We start from the raw sequence: 19,276 nt of genomic DNA, 5'->3' as shown, positions 1-19,276 counted from the left end.
GGCTACTAGGACCGGATGACCTTGCCGGGGTTCATGATCCCGGCCGGGTCGAAGGCATGCTTGATGCGCCGCATCAGATCGATTTCGATCTCCGGGCGTATCTGCGCCAGTTCGTCGCGCTTCAGTTGGCCGATGCCGTGCTCGGCGGAGATCGAGCCGCCGGCCTTCAGCACGATCGCATGGACTATGGCGTTGATCTCGCGCCAGCGAGAGATGAACTCGGCCTTGTCGGCGCCGACCGGCTGGGAAATGTTGTAGTGGATATTGCCGTCGCCGAGATGCCCGAAGGCGCAGACGCGGGCGCCGGGCATGGCCGCCAGCACGGCCTTTTCCGCCTCCGCCATGAACGCCGGGATCTTCGAGATCGGCACCGACACGTCGTGCTTGATCGACCCACCCTCCGGCTTCTGAGCGTCCGACATGCTTTCGCGCATGTGCCAGATGGCTTTCTGCTGGGCAACCGAGGAGGCGATCACCGCGTCTTCGACCAGACCCGCCTCCAGCCCCTGTTCGAGCAGTGTTTCCACCATGGTCTGCGCGGTTTCAGCCGAATCCGTGGTCGAGATGTCGATGAGCACGTACCAGTCGTGGCGCGAAGGAAGCGGATCGCGGACGCCGGCAATGTGGCGGGTGGTGAAGTCGATGCCGATACGCGGCATCAGCTCGAAGCCTGTCAGTGCCGGGCCGAAGAGGTTGGAGGCGCGCTCGAACAGCGCCAGTGCCTTGTCCGGCGAAGCAAGCCCGACGAACGCCACCTGGTGGCCGACCGGCTTCGGGAACAGCTTCAAGACGGCGCCGGTGATCACGCCGAGCGTGCCTTCCGCGCCGATGAACAGGTCGCGCAGATCGTAGCCGGTATTGTCCTTCTTCAGGCGCCGCAGCCCGTCCCAGATTTCGCCCGTCGGCAGCACCACTTCGAGCCCGAGGCACAGCTGGCGCATGTTGCCATAGGCGAGCACAGCCGTACCGCCGGCATTGGTCGAAAGATTGCCGCCGATCCGGCACGAGCCTTCAGAGCCGAGCGACAGCGGAAACAGCCGCCCCACCGCATCGGCCGCCGCCTGCACGTCGGCAAGAATGCAGCCGCCGTCGGCCACCAGCACGTTGGCGACGGGATCGACGTCGCGGATCCGGTTCATCCGCTCCAGCGACAGGATCAGCTGGGTGTTGTCCTCGCTTGGCGTCTGGCCGCCGACCAGGCCGGTATTGCCGGTCTGCGGCACGACAGCCGTCCGCGTCTCGCTGGCAAGCTTCAGGATCTGCGACACTTCCTCGGTCGAGCCCGGCTTCAGCAGCATCGGCGTGTGGCCGTGGTAAAGCCCGCGATTCTCGGTCAGCCGCGGTGCCAGTGTATCGACGTCCGTCACCGCATGGGCGTCGCCGACGATCGCTGCAAAGCGCGACAGGAGATCGGGGGAAGGGCCGCTGATATCCATGCCAGAACTCCTAGTTATCCCGTGGTGCCGCCGCCCGCGCCAGCCGGTCGTTGATCGCTTCTCCCAGACCATGGTCCGGAACAGGCGCCACGGCAATCCGTGTCGCACCGACGGCATCGGCACGCTTCAGCGTATCGAAGAGGTTCATTGCCGCTTCGGCCAGGTCGCCTCCGGGGCTGAGGTCGAACACGGCCGCCGCCGTCTCGGTTCCTTCCGTCGGGCGGCCGCCGAACCGGATAAGCGCTTCGCCCGGCTGGGCATCGGTGGCATTCAGCCGCACCGCAGCCGATGGCGCGTAATGGGAGGCAAGCATGCCCGGCGCCTCGATGGCGGGGGCGGGGCCGTCCTGCCGCTCAAGCTGCAGACCGGTCACTTGCTCGATATCTTCCGCCGCCACGCCGCCCGGCCGCAGCAGCCGCAGCCGGTCGCCCTCGACGCGCAGGATGGTCGATTCGACGCCGACCAGCGATGCGCCGCCGTCGAGGATGAGAGAGAGCTTGTCGCCGAGATCCTGCGCCACATGCTGTGCCGAGGTCGGGCTGATCCTGCCGGAGGTGTTGGCGCTCGGCGCTGCAAGCGGCCGGTCGAAGGCGCGGATCACCGCCGCTGCGAACCCGCGCGGCACGCGAAGCCCGACGGTGTCGAGCCCGGCGGTCGCCAGCGGATGGATGCCGCAACCGGCCTTGAGCGGCACGACGAGGGTGAGCGGTCCCGGCCAGAAGGCTTCGGCGAGTTTTCGCGTCAATGGATCGAAGACGCCGTAGCGTTCCGCCATCGCCAGATCCGCCACATGGCAGATCAGCGGGTTGAAACGCGGCCGGCCCTTGGTCTCATAGATGCGCGTTACGGCCGCCGGGTTCGTGGCGTCGGCCGCAAGGCCGTAGACGGTCTCGGTCGGGATCGCCACCGGAAGCCCTTCGGACAGGAGTTCGCAGGCGGTTCTTACCGCCAGGCCTTCATCCTTCGCAATGTCGATGACGTGCGCTGCCATGGTGCCGGTGCATAGCGCCAAACCGGGCCGCAGCGCAATTCTTTCCCGTCAGATCTGCCGGATCATCTCGCGCAGATCCTGGTCGCTGGTGCCGAGCAGCAGCACGTTCTTCAGCGCTTCCATCGGATCGCTGGTGCGAAACAGCAGGCCGTTGTCGCGAATGCTGCGGCTGATGCGCGTGCCGCCTCGTTCTTCCGGCTCGATCGCCACGGCGAAATACATGCGCCCGTACTGGGTGCGGATGTGCCGGAAGAAATCCTCGGCGCCGCCGACGTCCGACAGGAAATTGCAGATGTAGAACGACCAGGCGACGGGCTCCCCGGCGCCGAGATGGCTGCGCGCTGCCGTCACATGGCAGTAGCCGAGATGTGGCCGCTCATCGAGCGACCGGCTGAAAAGCACCTTCGGGAAGCGGATCGATGCATGGAAGGCATTGATGCGCTCATAGGCGTTCTCGCCGGCTGCCGACAATCGCCGCTCGGTCTGCTCGCCGACTTCCTCATAGGTCAGGTAGCGCCGCTCGTCTTCCAGCCAGTCCTGGCTGCGCCGCGAGATCCGGCCGGTGCGCAGGAACTCGGAATGCGCCGTCGGCTTCAGGTTGGGCGCCTGCAGGACAGGCGGCCTCGTCTCGAAATATCTGAGCTTTGTCCTCTGCTGCAATGCGCTTCGGCTCCTGTGAACGCGTCGATCCTACGGACACATCCTTAACGAGCGCTTGCCAACCCGCATGTCTATGTCGGGAAGCTTAAATTCGCCGATGCGTTGTGGGCTCTGCTTTACGGGGCTTGTGGGTGAGTTGCGAAAGCAAACCAAGCAACGGCTACGGGCGCATGTCGAAGGTGTCGTCTTTGCGGAAGCGCATGTCGCATTGCATACTAAGCGGGGCGGCCCAGATTCGGTTATAGATAGTCTCATGCGCCGCTCCCGTCTGGGGAGAACCGGCCGAGATGAAGGGCAGACCGGCCACGGCTGGGCTCCCCGCCAGCATGCAGTTTGAAGGATGGAGGCATCCTCGGACGGCGCTTCGGCGTCTGCCCGGCCGATGATCCATGCGTCGCGTCGACAGGAACGGAAGATGGACACTCGCAATTCGATGCTGCGGCAGTTGAAGAACCACCGCCCGGGCTACAGCCTGGAGCAGCCGTTCTACATCGACCCGGACTACTTCCGTATCGACATGGAGAACATCTGGTATCGCGACTGGCTGTTCGTCGGTCATGACTGCGAGATCGGCCGCGCCGGCAACTATTTCACCGTTCAGATCGGCGACTACCCGGTGGTCATCGTGCGCGGCCGCGACAAGCTGATCCGCGCCTTCCACAATACCTGCCGGCATCGCGGCCATCGCGTCTGCACCGCCGAGCGCGGTGCCTCGGCAAAGCTCGTCTGTCCTTACCATCAGTGGACCTACGATCTCGACGGTTCGCTGGTCTTTGCCCGCCAGATGGGCGAGGACTTCGACAAGTCGCAGTTCGGCATGAAGACGGTGCATTGCGAGACGGTCGGCGGCTACATCTTCATCTGCCTGGCCGAACAGGCTCCGGATTTTGCCCCCGTGCGCGCCATGATCGAGCCGTACATGGCGCCGCATCGGCTGTCCGAGGCGAAGGTCGCGCACCAGAACACGATCATCGAGAAGGGCAACTGGAAGCTGGTCTGGGAAAACAACCGCGAGTGCTACCACTGCGCCAGCAACCATCCCGAGCTCTGCCGCACCTACCCGGAAGCGCCGACGGCCACCGGCGTGCAGGGTGCCGGCGACGACCCGTTCATCTCCGAGCACTGGCAGCGCTGCGAGGCCGCCGGCCTGCCGTCGACCTTTGCCATGCACGAGACCGGCCAGTTCCGTGTTGCGCGGATGCCGCTGATCGAGGATGCCGAAAGCTACACCATGTCCGGCAAGCGGGCGGTCCGCCGGCCGCTGTCCGATGACGTGCCGATCAGCCATATCGGCACCATGCTGCTCTTCCACTATCCGACCACCTGGAACCACATGCTGGGCGACCACGCCATTTCCTTCCGCGTGCTGCCGATCAGCGCCGAGGAGACTGCCGTCACCACCACCTGGCTGGTCCACAAGGATGCGGTCGAGGGCGTCGATTACGACCTCGAGGAACTGGCGCATGTGTGGAACATGACCAACGACCAGGACCGCTCGATCGTTGAGGAAAACGCCTTCGGGATCCGATCGCCGGCCTACGAGCCGGGACCCTATTCGCCCGATCACGAGGGCGGCGTTATGCAGTTCGTCGACTGGTACACGACCTTCATGACCAACCGCCTGCAGGGTGACCAGGCGAAGCTTTCCGCTGTAGCCTGAACCAACGGTGACCTGACATGAACATGGCCGTGAGCTATCCGCATTTCGACCAGATGCAGCCGTGGAACGACCGGCTGCATCTGCTGGAATGTACGTCGGCGACGGTGGAGGCACCGGAGGTGATGACCTTCACCTTCAGGGCTGAGGCGCCGGTCTGGTTCCGCTACCTGCCGGGCCAGTTCGTCACGCTGGAACTGCCGGTCGCCCGCGAGCCGGTCATGCGCACCTATACCCTGTCTTCCAGCCCGTCGCGGCCCTATTCCATGGCGGTCACCGTCAAGGCGCAGAAGGACAGCATCGGCACCCGCTGGATGTTCGACAACCTCAAGCCGGGTGTGAAGATCCGTGCCTGCGGGCCGCTGGGCGACTTCTCCTACGTCAAGCACCCGGGCGAGAAGTACCTGTTCATCTCGGCGGGGTCTGGCGTCACGCCGATGATGTCGATGACCCGCGACATGAGCGACCGCACGCCGCGCTCGGACGTCGTGTTCATCAATTGCGCCCGTTCGCCGTCGGAAATCATCTTCCGCCACGAGCTGGAGAACCTGTCGCGGCTGATGCCGCACCTCAACCTCGGCTTCATCGTCGAGCATTGCGGCAGGGCCGAGCCCTGGTCTGGACTGCGGGGCATGATTGACCGGGCCAAGATCTCGCTTCTGTCGCCGGACTTCCTCGACCGGACGATCTTCTGTTGCGGACCCGAGCCCTTCATGGCCGCCGTCCGCTCGGCTCTTGAAGGCGCCGGCTTCGACATGCGCCGCTATCACCAGGAAAGCTTCCAGCCGGTGCTGGCGACGGTCGCGGACGAGGCGACGGCGCTGGCCGATGGCGAGACCCCGGCAATGGTGTCCTTTGCGCTGGCCGGAAAGCAGGTGGCCAGCAAGCCTGGCGAGACGATCCTGATGACCGCCCGGGCCAATGGCGTGCGCATCGGCGCCGCCTGCGAATCGGGCCTCTGCGGCACCTGCCGCGTCATGCTGCTGTCTGGATCCGTCGACATGAACCATAGCGGCGGCATCCTCGACGAGGAGATCGAGGAGGGCTACATCCTCGCCTGCTGTTCGCGTCCGAAAGGCGACATCGAAATCGAGGTTTAGGCGAAAGCCAGCACTTCGATTGTCCGCTTCGGACCGTCCGCTGCCGCGGGCTGCACTGCGTGCCTTGGAACCTATGCCTGCATTTTTGCGTTTAAAGACCAAACAAGCAAAATGAGGAAACACCATGGGTATGATCAGGAAGAACTTGGCCGCGATGGCCACGGCGCTTGCCGTGACGCTGACCGGTCTCGCCCCGGCGCAGGCCATGCCGTTCGCTGCCGTGCCGCAGGCCGCCGACCGTGCGCCGGTAACCGACGTGCAGTTCAGCCAGGAGCGTGGCGACCAGCAGCGCCTTCCTTGGGTTCGCGGCCGCATTGGTGGTGGTGATCGCTGGGATCGCGGCGACCGCCGCTGGAACAATCGTCACTTCGCCCGCGATGGCTACTATAATGGCCACCGTGGCTACCGTGAGCGCCGCTCGGGCTATCGCTACCACAACGGTTTCTGGTTCCCGCTGGCAGCCTTCGGTGCCGGCGCCCTGATTGGTGGTGCAGTAGCGGCGCCGCGCGCCTCCTACGGCAATTCGCATGTTTCGTGGTGCGAACAGCGCTACAAGACGTACCGCGCTTCGGACAACACCTACGTCGCCAACAGCCGTGGCGAACGCCGCATCTGCAATTCGCCGTACTGAACCACAAGGCTTTGAACCTGGACGCCCGGATCTCGCGAAGATCCGGGCGTTTCACTTCAACGTGAAGCCGGTTTTGGCAGGATGAACGGGCCATTAATCGGCGGTTCAGGTGAAAAGCCCTAGCGTCTTCCCATTGCCGGCCTCGTGGCGAGACAAGCCGTCCCGGGCGCCGGATGATCCATGCAATCAGGATTTGGAGATCGATCATGACCAAGCTGTTCAACAGGCTTTCGATCATTGGCCTGTCAGCCGCGATGCTGGCGGCCTCCATCCTGCCGTCGCAGGCGGCGATGCCCATCGCTGCCGCACCGCAGGTGGAAAAGGACGTCGTGCAGGTACAGTACTGGCGCGATGGACCGCGTGGCGGCCACTGGCGCGGTGATGGATACCGTCGGGGCGGCTATTACGGCGGTCATCGTGGCTACCGGGATTACCGTCCGGGCTACCGTCGCCACAACGGCTACTGGTTCCCGCTCGCAGCCTTCGGCGCCGGCGCTCTGATCGGCGGTGCGATCGCCGCCCAGCCGCGTTACGTCGAACCGGCTCCGGCCCGCTCGGGCATCAACCCGCGCCACTACGAATATTGCGCTGGCCGCTATCGTTCGTACGACAGCTACTCGAACACCTTCCAGCCGTACAGCGGTCCGCGCCAGACCTGCGTATCGCCCTACTATTGAGATCCTGAACGGGGCTCATTCGATCAGCCGCCCGGTTCAGCCGGGCGGCATTTTTTGTCCCGCCGCCCGCCGCCTCAAAGAATGCCGGCGCGCCGCAGCAGCCACCAGGCGCCGAGGATCGACAGGCCGATGAAGCAGAAGGCGACGAAGGTCCCGTGGCCTCCGCCGGCGAGCGGCAGGCCGGACGTGTTCATGCCGAAGAAGCCGGTGACCAGCGACGGCGGCAGAAGAAACGCCGTCATCAGCGACAGGATGTAGAGGTGGCGGTTGGTCTCCGAGCTCAGCTTGGAATCGATTTCCTCGTGCAGCAGGCGGGCCCGCTCCTGCAGCGCATAGACGTCATGGTCCACGGCTTCCAGCCGACTGGTCAGGCGCCCGGCGACATCGTCGAACCCCGGCGGCATGTCATCCTCGTCGGATGCTCCGGCTCGCCGCATCAGTGCCAGCACGGTGCGCAGGTGCCGGTGAAGCCGCACGACGGTGCGCCTGACGGGCGCCAGCCGCCGCCGCTCGTCGCGCGAAGTGTTGTCGTAGACGCTGTCCTCGATCTGGTTGAGTTCCTCGGTGAGTTCGAGAACCAGCGTGATCATCGTCCGCTGGAATTCGGCGACGATGGTCTCGAAGATGTCGATCGGCACCCGGTAGCGGGCGGGGTTCTTCTCGACGGAGGCGCGCACGCGGTCGATCGAGCGCAGCGGCTGCAGCCGGGTGGTGACGATCAGCCCCTCGCAGACGGCAAAGTGCAGCCAGCCGATGTCGCGGGTCCCGGCGTCGAACTCGCGCTGGAAATCCACAAGCGTCCCGTAGATCATGCCGTCGTCGAGAGTGATCGAGGCATGCGTCTCGTGGGTGGTGAGCGCGGCAACGACTGCCGGAGGCAGCGCCGGGAACGTGTCGAGGAAGGTCGCCAGCCGCTGGTCGGCAAGGTTCAGGTGGAGCCACAGAAAGTCGCCGCCGGCCTTCAGCAGGTCGTCTCGGCCGATATCGGGCGGAAATCGCTGGCAGGCGCCATCCTCGGTATGGAAGCGGTAGGCCCAGACGAGGCCCGGCACGGACTGCACGATGGGCAGCATGAAAAGGTATTCCTTAGAAAAGCGGCCGCTGAAAGCGGTCGAGGGTCGCGCCGGTCTCGCCGACGCGACCCTCGTTAATCAGCAGGATCAGCCGATCATTGCATTGTCGTTGCGCTTGACCGCAATGACCGTCGAGCGCGGCAGCTTGCCTTCGCCGTCCGGGAACGGTGCGTCGGGGTGCTGGATGCCGACGAAGTGGGTGCGCTTGTCGGCCGACCATGTCTGGCCGGTCACTTCGGCACCCTTCGGTGCAGTCAGGAAACGCTCGATGCGGCCGGTTGCCGGATCGCCTGCGAGCATCTGGTTGTTGCCCTGGCCGGCGAAGTTGCCCTCGTTGGTTTCCTCGCCATCCGTCTGGATCCACAACAGGCCGGTCGAGTCGAACATCATCCCGTCCGGCGAGTTGAACATGTTGCCTTCGTTGATGTTGCTCGAACCCGCATATCCGTCCTTGTGAACGGTCGGATTGCCGGCCATGACGAACAGGTCCCACTTGAACTTGCTGTCCGCGTGGTCGGCATTCTCCGGATACCAGCGGACGATCTGGCCGTATTCGTTCTTCTCGCGCGGATTGACGGCGTTCAGCGCCAGGACTTCGCCGCCGGCATTGGTGCGCGGCTTGCCGTCCTTGGAGACGCCGCGATAGCTGTTGTTGGTGAGCGCGCAGTAGGCTTCGATGGCAACCGGGTTGATCGCCACCCATTCCGGACGGTCCATCGTCGTCGCGCCGACCTTGGAGGCTGCCTGGCGGGTGAAGACGCAGATCTCGTCCATCTTCATGCCGGTCGTCTCCGGCGTCAGCGCCAGCCATTCGCCGGTGCCTTCGTCGGAGAATTTTGCGACGTAGAGGGTGCCGTCGTCGAGCAGGCCGGAGGTCTCGCCGCCCGGAACGTAGATGCCGTTCGAGACGAACTTGTAGAGGAACTCGCCGCGCTCGTCGTCGCCCATGTAGACGACCACGCGGCCGTCACGCGCCACCACGACGGCCGCGTTTTCGTGCTTGATGCGGCCGAGCGCGCTGCGTTTGACCGGAACCGACTTGGCGTTCGAGGGATCGATCTCGACGACATAGCCGGCGCGACGCGGTTCATTCGGGTTCTTCGCCACGTCGAAGCGCTCGTCGAACTTCTCGTAGGCGTAGCGGGTCTCGGCCGCGATGCCGTAGCGCTTGTAGTCGTCCGGCATCTTGAAGGCGGCGTCGGTGGTGCCGAAGTAGCCGTTGAAGTTCTCTTCGCAGGTGAGGTAGGTGCCCCACGGCGTGCGGCCGGCACCGCAGTTGTTGAACGTCCCGAGACAGTCGGTGCCGTTGGGATCGGCGGCGGTCTTGATGAGGTCGGAGCCGGCAGCCGGGCCGGTGATCTTCATCGGCGTGTTGTGGTGGATGCGGCGGTTGAACGGGCTGTCGAGCACGATCTGCCAGCCATCTGCACCTTCGGCGACTTCCATCACCGTAACGCCCTGCATGTTCTGCAGGATGCGCACTTCATCAATGTTCTGCGGGTTGCCCTTCTCGCGATGCGGAAGGTTGATGTCCGGGTTTACGTATTCGTGGTTGATGGCGATCACCTGGTGATCACCGACGACGAACAGTTCCATGCCGTCGGTGTTCTCGCCGAACACCTTGTCGGAATTCTCAAGGCTGACGCCGTTGGCCGGATCGAGGTCGGAGACGTTGGAAAACAGCGGCTGGCCCCATTTGGCAAGCGGCTTCCAGCCATAGCCTTCCGGCACGTGGATCGTATGGTCGGTGGAGATCGGCACCGGCTTGAACGGGATGCGCGAGGCAGCCTGCTGGGCCTCGGCGGAGGTGGAGCTCATCAGGTTGCCGAGCGTTCCGAGCGCGGCGGCAGCCGATCCGAAGGCCACCATGCTGCCGAGAAAGCCGCGGCGCGACACGGCGCGCGCGACGACGCGATCGAATTCGGTTTCGGCAGGCGGCGGGGTCTGCAGTTCATCCCATGCGTCCCAGGAAAGCTGGCTCTTGTCGATCCCGGTCTCGTCCGTCTTGCTTATCTCGTTCTGGCTCATCTTGGTCTCCATCCTTTTGATTGAGGTAGGGCCCTGACGGTTACCGCGACAGCGATGACAGGCATGTGACGTGCGCCGGCAGAAGCGTGTCAGCCGTCTTGCATCCCCAACCAAACCGTCCTGCCGAGGCAGAGGGTGACGGAGCCTGCCGTGGCGCGAACGTTGACGTTTACGTAAAAATCGATTAGCCCGGAAAGCTCTAGTCGGCCACGCGCATCCGGGGAAGGGGAGCGTGCGGCCACTGCCTGTGACTGCGGAGGAGCATGCGATGTACAGGGCACCGGTTGAGGATATTGCGTTCACCTTGAAGCATGTCGCGGGTCTCGCAAAGGCCCTCGACGACGGCAGGCTCGGCGATCTTTCGGACGATCTGGTGGATGCCATTCTCTCGGAGGCCGGTCGCTTCGCCTCCGATGAGGTCGCGCCGCTGGGAGCTGTCGGCGACACGCAGGGCGCTCGGCTGGTCGATGGCAAGGTCCTAGTGCCGGATGGCTGGGACGCGCTCTACCGCCACTGGGCAGAGGGCGGCTGGAACAGTCTTGCCGCGCATCCGGATTTCGGCGGTCAGGGTCTGCCGCACATGCTCAACGTCGCGGCTCTGGAGATGTGGAATTCGGGATCGATGGCCTTCGCGCTCGGTCCGACGCTGACCATGGGGGCCGTCGAGGCACTGACGGTGCATGGCTCCGAGGCGCTGAAGGCCGCTTATCTGCCGAAGATGATCTCTGGCGAGTGGACGGGCACGATGAACCTGACCGAGCCGCATGCCGGCTCGGATCTCGGCGTGATGAAAACCCGCGCCGAGCGCCGCGACGACGGCAGCTACCGGATCTTCGGCCAGAAGATCTACATCACCTGGGGCGATCACGAGATCACCGACAACATCATCCATCTGGTGCTGGCGCGGCTGCCGGATGCGCCGGCCGGAACGCGCGGCATCTCGCTGTTCCTGGTGCCGAAATTCCTGCTGGACGCCGACGGAGCGCCGGGCGCCCGCAACGATCTTCACTGCCACTCGCTGGAACACAAGCTCGGCATCCACGGCTCGCCGACCTGCACGATGATCTATGGCGACGGGCGGTTCGGTGAGGAGGCTGGCGCCATCGGCTATCTGATCGGCGAGGAGAACCGCGGCCTCGCCTGCATGTTCACGATGATGAACAATGCTCGCCTCGCCGTCGGCATGCAGGGCGTGGCGATCTGCGAGGCGGCGACCCAGAAGGCGATCGCCTATGCCCGCGAGCGCACCCAGGGCAAGGCGCCCGGCTGGTCCGGCTCGGGCGACAAGGGGGGCATGAGCCCGATCATCGAGCATCCGGACGTCGCCCGCATGCTGCTGACCATGAAGGCGCTGACGCAAGGCGCCCGCGCCATCTGCTATACCTGCGCCCACGCAACCGACATGGGCCACCATTCCGAAGGCGACGAGGCAAAGCAGTGGGCGGAGCGCGCCGCGCTTCTGACGCCGATCGCCAAGAGCTTTGCCACCGATGCCGGCGTCGATGTCGCCTCGCTCGGCATCCAGGTGCATGGCGGCATGGGCTTCATCGAGGAGACCGGTGCCGCCCGCCTGTGGCGTGATGCCCGCATCGCGCCGATCTACGAAGGCACCAACGGCATCCAGGCCGCCGATCTCGTCACCCGAAAACTGCCGCTGTCGGACGGAAACCAGGTGCGCGGCCTCATCGCAGACCTGAAAGACATCGCCGAACAGGTTCGTTCCGCCAATGATGTCGGTTTCGGCACCACCGCGGAGCGGTTGTCGGCAAGCCTTGCCGATCTCGAAGAGGCAACCGAATGGCTGCTGGCGCGGCTGGCGGACGGCAATGTCGCTGCTGCGCTTTCGGGTGCGACGCCCTACCAGCGGCTTTTCGGGCTGGCGCTCACCGGCGTCTATCTCGCCAAGGGCGCTCTGGTGACCGGTGAAGCCGGCCGCGACCAGCGCCTTCTGCTCTGCCGGTTCGCCGCCGAAAACCTCATCGCCGAGACTGCGGCGCTGAAGGATCGGGTCGTCAACGGTGCCGAAAGCCTGGCCGCTGCCCGCGCCCTGTTTGCCTGAGGAGAGGAAGAGATGACCGACCACATCCTCATCGAACGTCCCGAGGCCCATCCGGGCGTCCTGTTGATCCGCCTCAACCGGCCGGAGAAGAAGAACGCCATCACCGCCGACATGTATCGCCGCATGACGGCAGCCCTCGAGGATGCCGAAAACGACGATGCCGTGAGAGCAATTGTCTTTCTCGGCAGCGACGGCTGCTTTTCGGCCGGCAACGACATGGCCGATTTCCTCGCCTATGCGATGTCCGGCAGCAGCGAGCCGCCGGCCGCGGTGGAGTTCCTGAAGGCGCTGACTACCTGCGGCAAGCCTCTCGTCTCCGGCGTCGACGGGTTGGCGATCGGCATCGGCACCACGCTTCACCTCCACTGCGACCTGACCATCGCCTCCGATAGAAGCCTGTTCAAGACGCCGTTCGTCGATCTGGCGCTGGTGCCGGAAGCCGCCTCCAGTCTTCTCGTGCCGCGCATCGCCGGCCATCAGCGGGCGTTTGCCTTGCTGGCTGCGGGTGAGGGATTTTCCGCCGACGAGGCCCGCGGCGCCGGCCTGATCTGGAAGGTCGTGACGCCGGCCGAGGTGGAGGCCGAGACGCTGGCGCTGGCTGCCCGGCTTGCCGCAAAACCTGCCGGCGCGATGAAGATCGCCCGCAATCTCGTGCGCGGTGATACCGGCGAGGTGCTGTCGCGCATCGATGCCGAAATGGTGCATTTTTCCGCCCAGCTGAAGAGCGCCGAGGCGCGTGCGGCCTTTGAGGCCTTCCTCAAGCGGTAGCGCTGGCCAGCCGGTTCACCGCGCGTTAATGGCTCGGCGCCAAGGATGGCGACAACGGCATCTACGTTTCCGAAGGGACAGAACCATGGTCAGGTTGTTCGCGACACTCGCGCTGCTGCTGCTTGCCCCCGCTGCCACACTGGCGCAGACGTCCGGGCCAAACACCCGCGTCTACAGCGGCAATGACGACCGCCAGCGCCAGCGTTACGTCTGCGTCGTGCCGGCACCGCGCAGCGCCGACCGCAGCACGCCGTCGGTTTGCCGCGCCGGTGAGGGCCGGGTCGGCGGCCGCTGCCGCTGCGATAACGTCACCGGAAGCGGCACCCTGCAGCTCGGGCGGTAGACCTACTTCTCCAGCAGCACCACGGCTTCCACATGCGACGACCAGAGAAACTGGTCGATCGGCGTGACCCGGGTGATGCGGTAGCCGCCGGCCGTCAGGATCGCGAGGTCGCGGGCCAGCGTCAGCGGATTGCAACTGACGGCGACGATCCGCTTCACCGACGATTTTGCCAGCTCGCGACACTGCGCTTCGGCGCCGGCACGCGGCGGGTCGAAGACGACGGCATCGAACGGCTTCAGATCCTGCGGCGTCATCGGCCGGCGGAACAGGTCGCGCCGCTCCACCGTCACCGGCTTCAGTCCCTTGGCGGTGCGCGCTGCCTGGTCGAGCGCCTTGACTGCCTTCTCGTCGGATTCCAGTGCGTGAACGGCGGCCGAGCGGCCGATCCTCAGCGCAAAGGTGCCGATGCCGGAAAACAGGTCGGCGACACGCTTCGCCTTGCCGATATGCGAGATCGCCATCGCCGCCATCGCCTCTTCGGCCTCGCGTGTCGCCTGGGTGAAGGCACCGGGCGGGATGACGACGCGGGCGCCGCCGAAATCGAGCATAGGCTTTTCCGGCTCGATCAGAATTTCGCCGTTGATCGACACCCGGGCAATACCGCGCAGCCTGATGACGGTGTCGGTGACGTTGCGGCGTGCCCGCTCGCCAAGTCCGCCTTGCACGCCCTCCAGCGAGACATCGAGCCCGGTGAGGGTCTCGGTGACCACCATGCGAAAGACGTCGCAGCCGCTGGCGCGGGCGATCATCTTCAGAGCGTCCAGTCGGGAGACGATCCCGGCGGACGTGATGGGACATTCGACGGTCGGCACCACATGGTGCGTTTCGGCCTGGTTGAAGCCGATCACCAGATCTCCGTCGCGACGGCGCACGGTCAGCACGATGCGGCGCCGCTGTCCGGGATGCGCCTCGATGGTGTCATCCACGGCGTGCTCGGCCGGCAAGGCCAGGGCCTGCGATTTCAGCGCGTTGATCAGCGCCTGTCGCTTGAAGGCATTGTAAGGGGGCTTGGCCAGGTGTTGCAGAGTGCAGCCGCCACAGGCACCGCCATCACCGTCCGGGCCGAAATGCCGGCACGGCGGCTGGACCCGATCCGCTGAGGTGCTGGCGAAGGACATGATCGTTCCTTCGTTCTTCACCCGGGCGATGGCAACCGTTTCGCCGGGCAGCGCGTAGGGCACGAACACCGGTCCGTCGGCATCATGCGCAACCCCGTCGCCGCGGGCGCCGAGGCTTGCGATCGTCACGGTCTGCGTGCTCATTGCGCCTGTCCGTCGGAGGGTTCGAGAGGCTTGCGGCCGGCGAGCAGGTATTCCTGGTTGCCGTCACCGCCGGCGATCGGCGAGGCGATCATCCCGAGACTTTCCCAGCCCATGTCCTCGACCAGCCAGCGTTCCAGCTCGGCGGCAACCGCCGGCGCGGTGTCGGGATCCTTCAGCAGCCCGGCCTTGCTGACAAAATCGCGGCCGGCCTCGAACTGCGGTTTGACCAGCAGCACGCAGGTGGCGCCCGGCTCGGCCATGTCGAGTGCCGGCGGCAGGGCCAGCTTGAGCGAGATGAACGACACGTCGGACACCACCATGCCGATATCATCGTCGCCGATGTCGTCGCGCGTCAGGGCGCGGGCATTGAGACCTTCCAGGCTCAGCACCCGCGGACTGCCGGCAATCCGGTCGTGGATCTGGCCATGGCCGACGTCGATCGCCACGACATGGGCTGCCTGGCGCTTCAGCAGCACCTCGGTGAAGCCGCCGGTCGAGGCGCCGATGTCGAGGCAGCTGAGGCCGGCGGGATCGAGGCCGAAATGATCGAGCGCCGCGACCAGCTTCAGCGCCGCGCGCGATACGTAGTCCTGGGCCGGATCGTCGATGGTGAAGACGGAGTTCGGCGGTACCACGAGGCTCGGCTTGAGCAGCGTCTCGCCGTTTACCTTGACGGTGCCGCGCAGAACGGCATCGCGGGCGCGCGACCGGCTGGCAAAAAGGCCGCGGTTGACCAGCAACTGGTCCAGTCTTTGAGGAGAATGAGAGGTCATATGCCGTCAATGCCGTTCCGGCATCGATCAGGCAAGCGGATTCCGCATCGGAGCGGCGATTGGCCGGCTGTCGGCGGGAAAGGCATCGCCGATGGCTGCGGAATTGACGAAGATCAAGCCTGCCGACAAGCGCCTCTCGTCACACAGCATTTTCGTGCAAAAGTGATCCTCTATGGCTGCGAATAAGCATGCACATTCAACATTATCTTAAGGTCCGTCGCATTCTCTACGGGCACCTTAACGACCGCATTTTTGACCGGTGCCCCATGACATTGAAGAACCTTTCCCTGAACAAGAAACTGATCGGCACGTTTCTGGCGCTGATGTCCGTGTGCCTGCTGGCGTCAGCCGACGTCTACTGGCAGGGCCTCAAGTCGGCCGACGCATCGCGCGGCCTCGTCGAGGCGCAAACGATCGCCGACGCTGCATCCGAAGCCATGGAACTGCAGCTGGAACAGGCGCTTCACCTGCGCGGATATCTCCTGTCTGGCAGCAACGACATGCTGAACCTGATCACGGCGGAGCGCGACGGCAGCGTTTCGGCGCTGGAGCGGGCAAGCCGCGCCGCACGGGGCGAAACGGCGATCAGCGCAACGCTTGCCGAAATGCGCCGCGCGGCCGATGCCTTCCAGGCGCAGGCAGTTGCTCCGCTGGTCGAGCAGCGCAAGCTGGTCTCCGGCAGCGACATCGACACGCTGGTCAAGCAGACCGGCGACCGGTTCCAGCAGCTGGACGAATTTCGCGCCGCCTCGCAGACCCTGAAGGGCCAGATCGCCACGCTCACCGCCGCAAAGGTCGACGAGCAGGCGCAGGCACACACGGCCGTCCTCTGGACGCTGCTGATCGGTGGCGCGGTTGCCGGCATCATTGCCGTGGCGCTGATCTGGCTCCTGTCGCGGGCAATCGTCACGCCCATCATCGGCATGACGCGCGCCATGTCGGCGCTTGCCGCCGGCAATCATGCGATCGACGTGCCGGCTCTGGATCGTGGCGACGAGGTTGGCCAGATGGCCAAGGCAGTCGCGGTCTTCAAGGATGCCGCAATCGAGAAACAGCGCCTGTCGCTTGAGACCGACGACCTGCGTCGTTCGACCGAGGAAGAGCGCCGCAGCAACGATCAGCGCAAGGCGCATGAGGCGGCCGAGATCGATTTCGCCATGAACGCACTGGCCGAGGGCCTGTCGAAGCTCGCCGACGGCGATGTCGCCTACCGTCTGGAGCGTCCCTTCACCGAGCGGCTGGACAGGCTTCGCGGCGATTTCAACGTCGCGCTGGAAAAGCTGCAGCAGGCGCTGCAGGGCGTCGGCAGCAATGCTTCGGCGATCAATGCCGGTGCCGCCGAGATCCGCAGCGCCGCCGACGATCTGGCCAAGCGTACCGAGCGTCAGGCAGCTTCCGTCGAGCAGACGGCCGCCGCGGTCGAGCAGGTGACGACCACGGTCAAGGATTCCGCCAAGCGTGCGGAGGATGTCGGTCTGCGCGTCGAGCGCGCCCGCATCGAGGCGGAAAAGTCGGGAGACGTCGTGCGCCGTGCGGTGGTCGCCATGGAAGGTATTTCCAAGTCCTCGCACGAGATCATCAACATCATCTCGGTCATCGACGACATTGCCTTCCAGACCAACCTCCTGGCGCTGAACGCCGGCGTCGAGGCGGCGCGTGCGGGCGATGCGGGCAAGGGCTTTGCCGTCGTCGCCCAGGAAGTCCGCGAACTGGCGCAGCGGTCCGCCAATGCTGCAAAGGAGATCAAGGGCCTGATCACCACCTCCAGCCAGCAGGTCGATGCCGGCGTCTCGCTGGTTGGCGAAACCGGTCAGGCGCTGCAGGCGATCGTCGCCGAAGTCGGCGGGATCAACGAGAATATCAAGGCGATCGTGGTTTCGGCGCGCGAGCAGTCGACCGGACTGCAGGAAATCAACAGCGCCATCAGCTCGATGGATCAGGATACCCAGCAGAACGCCGCCATGGTGGAAGAGCAGACGGCCGCCAGCCACTCGCTGGCCCGCGAAGCCGGGGCGCTGGACGAACTGCTCGGCCAGTTCAAGCTGGGTGGCCGGACCGCCGAACGCTCGGCATCGACAGCCCGCGCGTTTGCCCCACCGGGCACCGCTGCCCGGCCGCAGCCGGCTGGCGCGTCGGTCTCCCGGCCAGCAAATTCGGCAGGCTGGGCAGGTTCGGGAGGTGCGCCTGGCGGCAAGTCCGTCGCCCGCCCGGCGATCGGCCGCGGACCCGTGGCTGCAACGGCGACCTCGCGTCCGGCTGCCTCGCCCGCCAGCGTCCTGCACTCGTCGCTCGCCAAGGCCTTTGGCGGCAGCGCAAAGCCGGCAAAGCCGAGCGAAGACAACTGGGAAGAATTCTGAGGCTGTGGCGCCCCGGCCCAACCCGAGGTCGGGCGTCGGGCAACTTCAGCCGTCTACAGGTCTCTGCCGGGCTCCGGCAGAGGCCTTTTTTGTCCGCGATCGCTCAGGCTGCGATGCGGCGAGCGGCCTTGTCTGCCGCCTTACGGTCCTGACCATGTTCAGCGATGATCTGCTTCGCTTCTTCCAAGGTGATCCGGTGCTTCTTCGCCAAAGTCTTGGGCTCGTATGCGTCGTTGGACGCAGAGGCGTTCTTCTCTACCATAATATTTCCTTAAATAGGCGGATCCTGGCCCTGGCATTGTGCGGGCCGACATCGCATTCCCAGTGCCTATGTAAGGATGAAGTCGGCAAATCGCAAGCCGGCCTCCAGCTTCGTCAGGAACGAAGCGAGTAGCGTCCGCAAAACCGCTACACATCGGCGCCCGACATGCTCTAGGTTGCTGCAAACATCTTGGGGGATGCTGTCGATGAAATATTTCGCCTGCTTGATGGCGCTGCTGGCAGCCGCGCCGGCCGTGGCCAACGATACAACGGCCGAGCTGAAGACCGGCGGCCTGACCTATGTCGAGACGTCCGAAATCGCCATGGAGGAGGAAGACCTGCGGATCTCGCGTACCGAGATCAGCGTCGACTATGTCTTTCGCAGCAGCGCCGACACCGATATCGACAGCATCATCGCCTTCCCGATGCCGGACATTGTCGGCGGTGCACAGAGCGACATTGCCTACGGCGATGCGGAAAGCGACAACTTCCTCGGCTTCTCGGTCGTCCAGGATGGACGCAGGATCGAGCCGCAGCTGCAGCAGCGGGTGATCGCGCAAGGCATCGATCGCACCGAAGCGCTCCTGGCCCACGCTATTCCGCTCCTGCCCTATAGTCAGAGAACGGCGGCGGCACTGGAAAATCTCGCTCCCGAGGTCAAGGCGGAGTGGATCGCGCAAGGCATCATCCAGGGTTTCGATCTTGCGCCGATGTGGACGCTTCGCTCGGTCTACTGGTGGAAAACCAGGTTCCCGGCGGGCAAGCCGGTGAAGGTCAGCCATCGCTACACGCCGAGTGTCGGCGGCACGGTTGCCATGAGCTTCATCGGCGACGGCAAGCCGGCCGCTTCCTACGAGGACTATGCTAGGCGCTACTGCATCGACGCCGATTTCATGAAGACGGCCGCCAGGCTCGAAGCGGCGGCGGCGAAATCCGCCGGCCCGCACTATACCGAGCAGTGGCTCTCCTACATCCTGACAACCGGTGCCAACTGGTCCGGCCCGATCAAACGGTTCAGACTGACCATCGACAAGCAGAACCCACGAGACTTCGTCAGCTTCTGCGGCAAGGGTGTGAAGAAGACCGGTCCAACGACCTTCGTCATGGAGGCGGACGATTTCACGCCGGAACAGGAGCTGGACGTGCTGTTCCTGGTGGCCGGGGAATGAAGTGGACTTGAAGCTGGTCACCAGTAGGAAT

At 65.0% G+C, this 19,276-nt stretch carries 17 protein-coding genes; 9 read left to right on the top strand and 8 right to left on the bottom strand.

What is annotated here, in order from left to right; all coding sequences use genetic code 11:
* Positions 1-5 precede the first annotated feature (5 nt).
* Genes ACR65N_RS04405 through ACR65N_RS04395 form a run of 3 tightly spaced genes read right to left on the bottom strand, consistent with a single transcriptional unit; the run spans position 6 to position 3,087 of the window.
* On the bottom strand, positions 6-1,436 hold the full coding sequence (locus ACR65N_RS04405; protein ID WP_440455890.1) for an FAD-binding oxidoreductase: 1,431 nt from the start codon (positions 1,434-1,436) through the stop codon (positions 6-8).
* 10 nt (positions 1,437-1,446) lie between these two features.
* The gene (locus tag ACR65N_RS04400; RefSeq protein WP_440455889.1) at positions 1,447-2,427 is read right to left on the bottom strand and encodes an L-threonylcarbamoyladenylate synthase; all 981 of its coding nucleotides are present in this window, start codon (positions 2,425-2,427) and stop codon (positions 1,447-1,449) included.
* Between the two features lie 48 nt (positions 2,428-2,475).
* Positions 2,476-3,087, bottom strand: coding sequence for a DUF6656 family protein (locus ACR65N_RS04395; protein WP_440455888.1), 612 nt, complete (start codon positions 3,085-3,087; stop codon positions 2,476-2,478).
* 415 nt (positions 3,088-3,502) lie between these two features.
* Here ACR65N_RS04395 and ACR65N_RS04390 point away from each other — a divergent pair, with 415 nt between their 5' ends.
* From ACR65N_RS04390 to ACR65N_RS04375, 4 genes are all read left to right on the top strand, one after another.
* Positions 3,503-4,747: an aromatic ring-hydroxylating oxygenase subunit alpha gene (locus tag ACR65N_RS04390; protein ID WP_440455887.1), complete on the top strand. Its 1,245-nt coding sequence runs from the start codon at positions 3,503-3,505 to the stop codon at positions 4,745-4,747.
* 17 nt (positions 4,748-4,764) lie between these two features.
* Positions 4,765-5,844, top strand: a complete 1,080-nt coding sequence (locus ACR65N_RS04385; protein WP_440455886.1) for an FAD-binding oxidoreductase — start codon at positions 4,765-4,767, stop codon at positions 5,842-5,844.
* 130 nt (positions 5,845-5,974) lie between these two features.
* Positions 5,975-6,475 carry a BA14K family protein gene (locus ACR65N_RS04380; protein ID WP_440456116.1) on the top strand — a complete coding sequence of 167 codons (501 nt, stop codon included), beginning with the start codon at positions 5,975-5,977 and terminating at the stop codon, positions 6,473-6,475.
* Between the two features lie 206 nt (positions 6,476-6,681).
* Positions 6,682-7,152 (top strand): BA14K family protein, encoded by a 471-nt coding sequence (locus ACR65N_RS04375; RefSeq protein WP_430305758.1) that lies wholly within the window; start codon positions 6,682-6,684, stop codon positions 7,150-7,152.
* Positions 7,153-7,226: 74 nt separating this feature from the next.
* Here the strand turns inward: ACR65N_RS04375 and ACR65N_RS04370 are convergent, their stop codons facing one another.
* Positions 7,227-8,225 (bottom strand): transporter, encoded by a 999-nt coding sequence (locus ACR65N_RS04370; protein WP_440455885.1) that lies wholly within the window; start codon positions 8,223-8,225, stop codon positions 7,227-7,229.
* Between the two features lie 87 nt (positions 8,226-8,312).
* Positions 8,313-10,253: a PhoX family protein gene (locus ACR65N_RS04365; protein ID WP_440455884.1), complete on the bottom strand. Its 1,941-nt coding sequence runs from the start codon at positions 10,251-10,253 to the stop codon at positions 8,313-8,315.
* A gap of 268 nt (positions 10,254-10,521) precedes the next feature.
* Between ACR65N_RS04365 and ACR65N_RS04360 the strand changes: the two genes are divergently transcribed.
* From ACR65N_RS04360 to ACR65N_RS04350, 3 genes are all read left to right on the top strand, one after another.
* Entirely contained in the window at positions 10,522-12,312 is a 1,791-nt protein-coding gene (locus ACR65N_RS04360) for an acyl-CoA dehydrogenase family protein (RefSeq protein ID WP_440455883.1), read from the top strand.
* Positions 12,313-12,324: 12 nt separating this feature from the next.
* Complete coding sequence (locus tag ACR65N_RS04355; RefSeq protein ID WP_440455882.1) at positions 12,325-13,080, top strand: crotonase/enoyl-CoA hydratase family protein; 756 nt, start codon at positions 12,325-12,327, stop codon at positions 13,078-13,080.
* Between the two features lie 85 nt (positions 13,081-13,165).
* Positions 13,166-13,423 carry a hypothetical protein gene (locus tag ACR65N_RS04350; protein WP_440455881.1) on the top strand — a complete coding sequence of 86 codons (258 nt, stop codon included), beginning with the start codon at positions 13,166-13,168 and terminating at the stop codon, positions 13,421-13,423.
* Between the two features lie 2 nt (positions 13,424-13,425).
* Here ACR65N_RS04350 and ACR65N_RS04345 read toward each other — a convergent pair whose 3' ends face one another.
* Positions 13,426-14,685 carry a class I SAM-dependent RNA methyltransferase gene (locus tag ACR65N_RS04345; protein ID WP_440455880.1) on the bottom strand — a complete coding sequence of 420 codons (1,260 nt, stop codon included), beginning with the start codon at positions 14,683-14,685 and terminating at the stop codon, positions 13,426-13,428.
* Complete coding sequence (locus ACR65N_RS04340) at positions 14,682-15,458, bottom strand: TlyA family RNA methyltransferase (protein ID WP_440455879.1); 777 nt, start codon at positions 15,456-15,458, stop codon at positions 14,682-14,684. The genes ACR65N_RS04345 and ACR65N_RS04340 overlap by 4 nt, the downstream gene beginning before the upstream one ends.
* A gap of 266 nt (positions 15,459-15,724) precedes the next feature.
* Between ACR65N_RS04340 and ACR65N_RS04335 the strand changes: the two genes are divergently transcribed.
* Positions 15,725-17,815 (top strand): methyl-accepting chemotaxis protein, encoded by a 2,091-nt coding sequence (locus ACR65N_RS04335; RefSeq protein ID WP_440455878.1) that lies wholly within the window; start codon positions 15,725-15,727, stop codon positions 17,813-17,815.
* A gap of 103 nt (positions 17,816-17,918) precedes the next feature.
* Here the strand turns inward: ACR65N_RS04335 and ACR65N_RS04330 are convergent, their stop codons facing one another.
* Positions 17,919-18,077: a hypothetical protein gene (locus ACR65N_RS04330; RefSeq protein WP_430305749.1), complete on the bottom strand. Its 159-nt coding sequence runs from the start codon at positions 18,075-18,077 to the stop codon at positions 17,919-17,921.
* A gap of 205 nt (positions 18,078-18,282) precedes the next feature.
* Between ACR65N_RS04330 and ACR65N_RS04325 the strand changes: the two genes are divergently transcribed.
* Positions 18,283-19,245: a DUF4424 domain-containing protein gene (locus ACR65N_RS04325; RefSeq protein ID WP_440455877.1), complete on the top strand. Its 963-nt coding sequence runs from the start codon at positions 18,283-18,285 to the stop codon at positions 19,243-19,245.
* Positions 19,246-19,276: the final 31 nt, after the last annotated feature.

It is taken from the genome of Rhizobium sp. SAFR-030, assembly GCF_059415005.1.
Note: the sequence above shows the minus strand (reverse complement) of the source record. Positions and strands in the feature narration are given on the sequence as shown.

Bases quoted from the DNA above. Each gene is read 5' to 3' on its own strand.
- ACR65N_RS04405 (WP_440455890.1), bottom strand. From the start codon at position 1,436: ATGGATATCAGCGGCCCTTCCCCCGATCTCCTGTCGCGCTTTGCAGCG.
- ACR65N_RS04400 (WP_440455889.1), bottom strand. From the start codon at position 2,427: ATGGCAGCGCACGTCATCGACATTGCGAAGGATGAAGGCCTGGCGGTA.
- ACR65N_RS04390 (WP_440455887.1), top strand. From the start codon at position 3,503: ATGGACACTCGCAATTCGATGCTGCGGCAGTTGAAGAACCACCGCCCG.
- ACR65N_RS04385 (WP_440455886.1), top strand. From the start codon at position 4,765: ATGAACATGGCCGTGAGCTATCCGCATTTCGACCAGATGCAGCCGTGG.
- ACR65N_RS04380 (WP_440456116.1), top strand. From the start codon at position 5,975: ATGATCAGGAAGAACTTGGCCGCGATGGCCACGGCGCTTGCCGTGACG.
- ACR65N_RS04375 (WP_430305758.1), top strand. From the start codon at position 6,682: ATGACCAAGCTGTTCAACAGGCTTTCGATCATTGGCCTGTCAGCCGCG.
- ACR65N_RS04370 (WP_440455885.1), bottom strand. From the start codon at position 8,225: ATGCTGCCCATCGTGCAGTCCGTGCCGGGCCTCGTCTGGGCCTACCGC.
- ACR65N_RS04365 (WP_440455884.1), bottom strand. From the start codon at position 10,253: ATGAGCCAGAACGAGATAAGCAAGACGGACGAGACCGGGATCGACAAG.
- ACR65N_RS04360 (WP_440455883.1), top strand. From the start codon at position 10,522: ATGTACAGGGCACCGGTTGAGGATATTGCGTTCACCTTGAAGCATGTC.
- ACR65N_RS04355 (WP_440455882.1), top strand. From the start codon at position 12,325: ATGACCGACCACATCCTCATCGAACGTCCCGAGGCCCATCCGGGCGTC.
- ACR65N_RS04350 (WP_440455881.1), top strand. From the start codon at position 13,166: ATGGTCAGGTTGTTCGCGACACTCGCGCTGCTGCTGCTTGCCCCCGCT.
- ACR65N_RS04345 (WP_440455880.1), bottom strand. From the start codon at position 14,685: ATGAGCACGCAGACCGTGACGATCGCAAGCCTCGGCGCCCGCGGCGAC.
- ACR65N_RS04340 (WP_440455879.1), bottom strand. From the start codon at position 15,458: ATGACCTCTCATTCTCCTCAAAGACTGGACCAGTTGCTGGTCAACCGC.
- ACR65N_RS04335 (WP_440455878.1), top strand. From the start codon at position 15,725: ATGACATTGAAGAACCTTTCCCTGAACAAGAAACTGATCGGCACGTTT.
- ACR65N_RS04330 (WP_430305749.1), bottom strand. From the start codon at position 18,077: ATGGTAGAGAAGAACGCCTCTGCGTCCAACGACGCATACGAGCCCAAG.
- ACR65N_RS04325 (WP_440455877.1), top strand. From the start codon at position 18,283: ATGAAATATTTCGCCTGCTTGATGGCGCTGCTGGCAGCCGCGCCGGCC.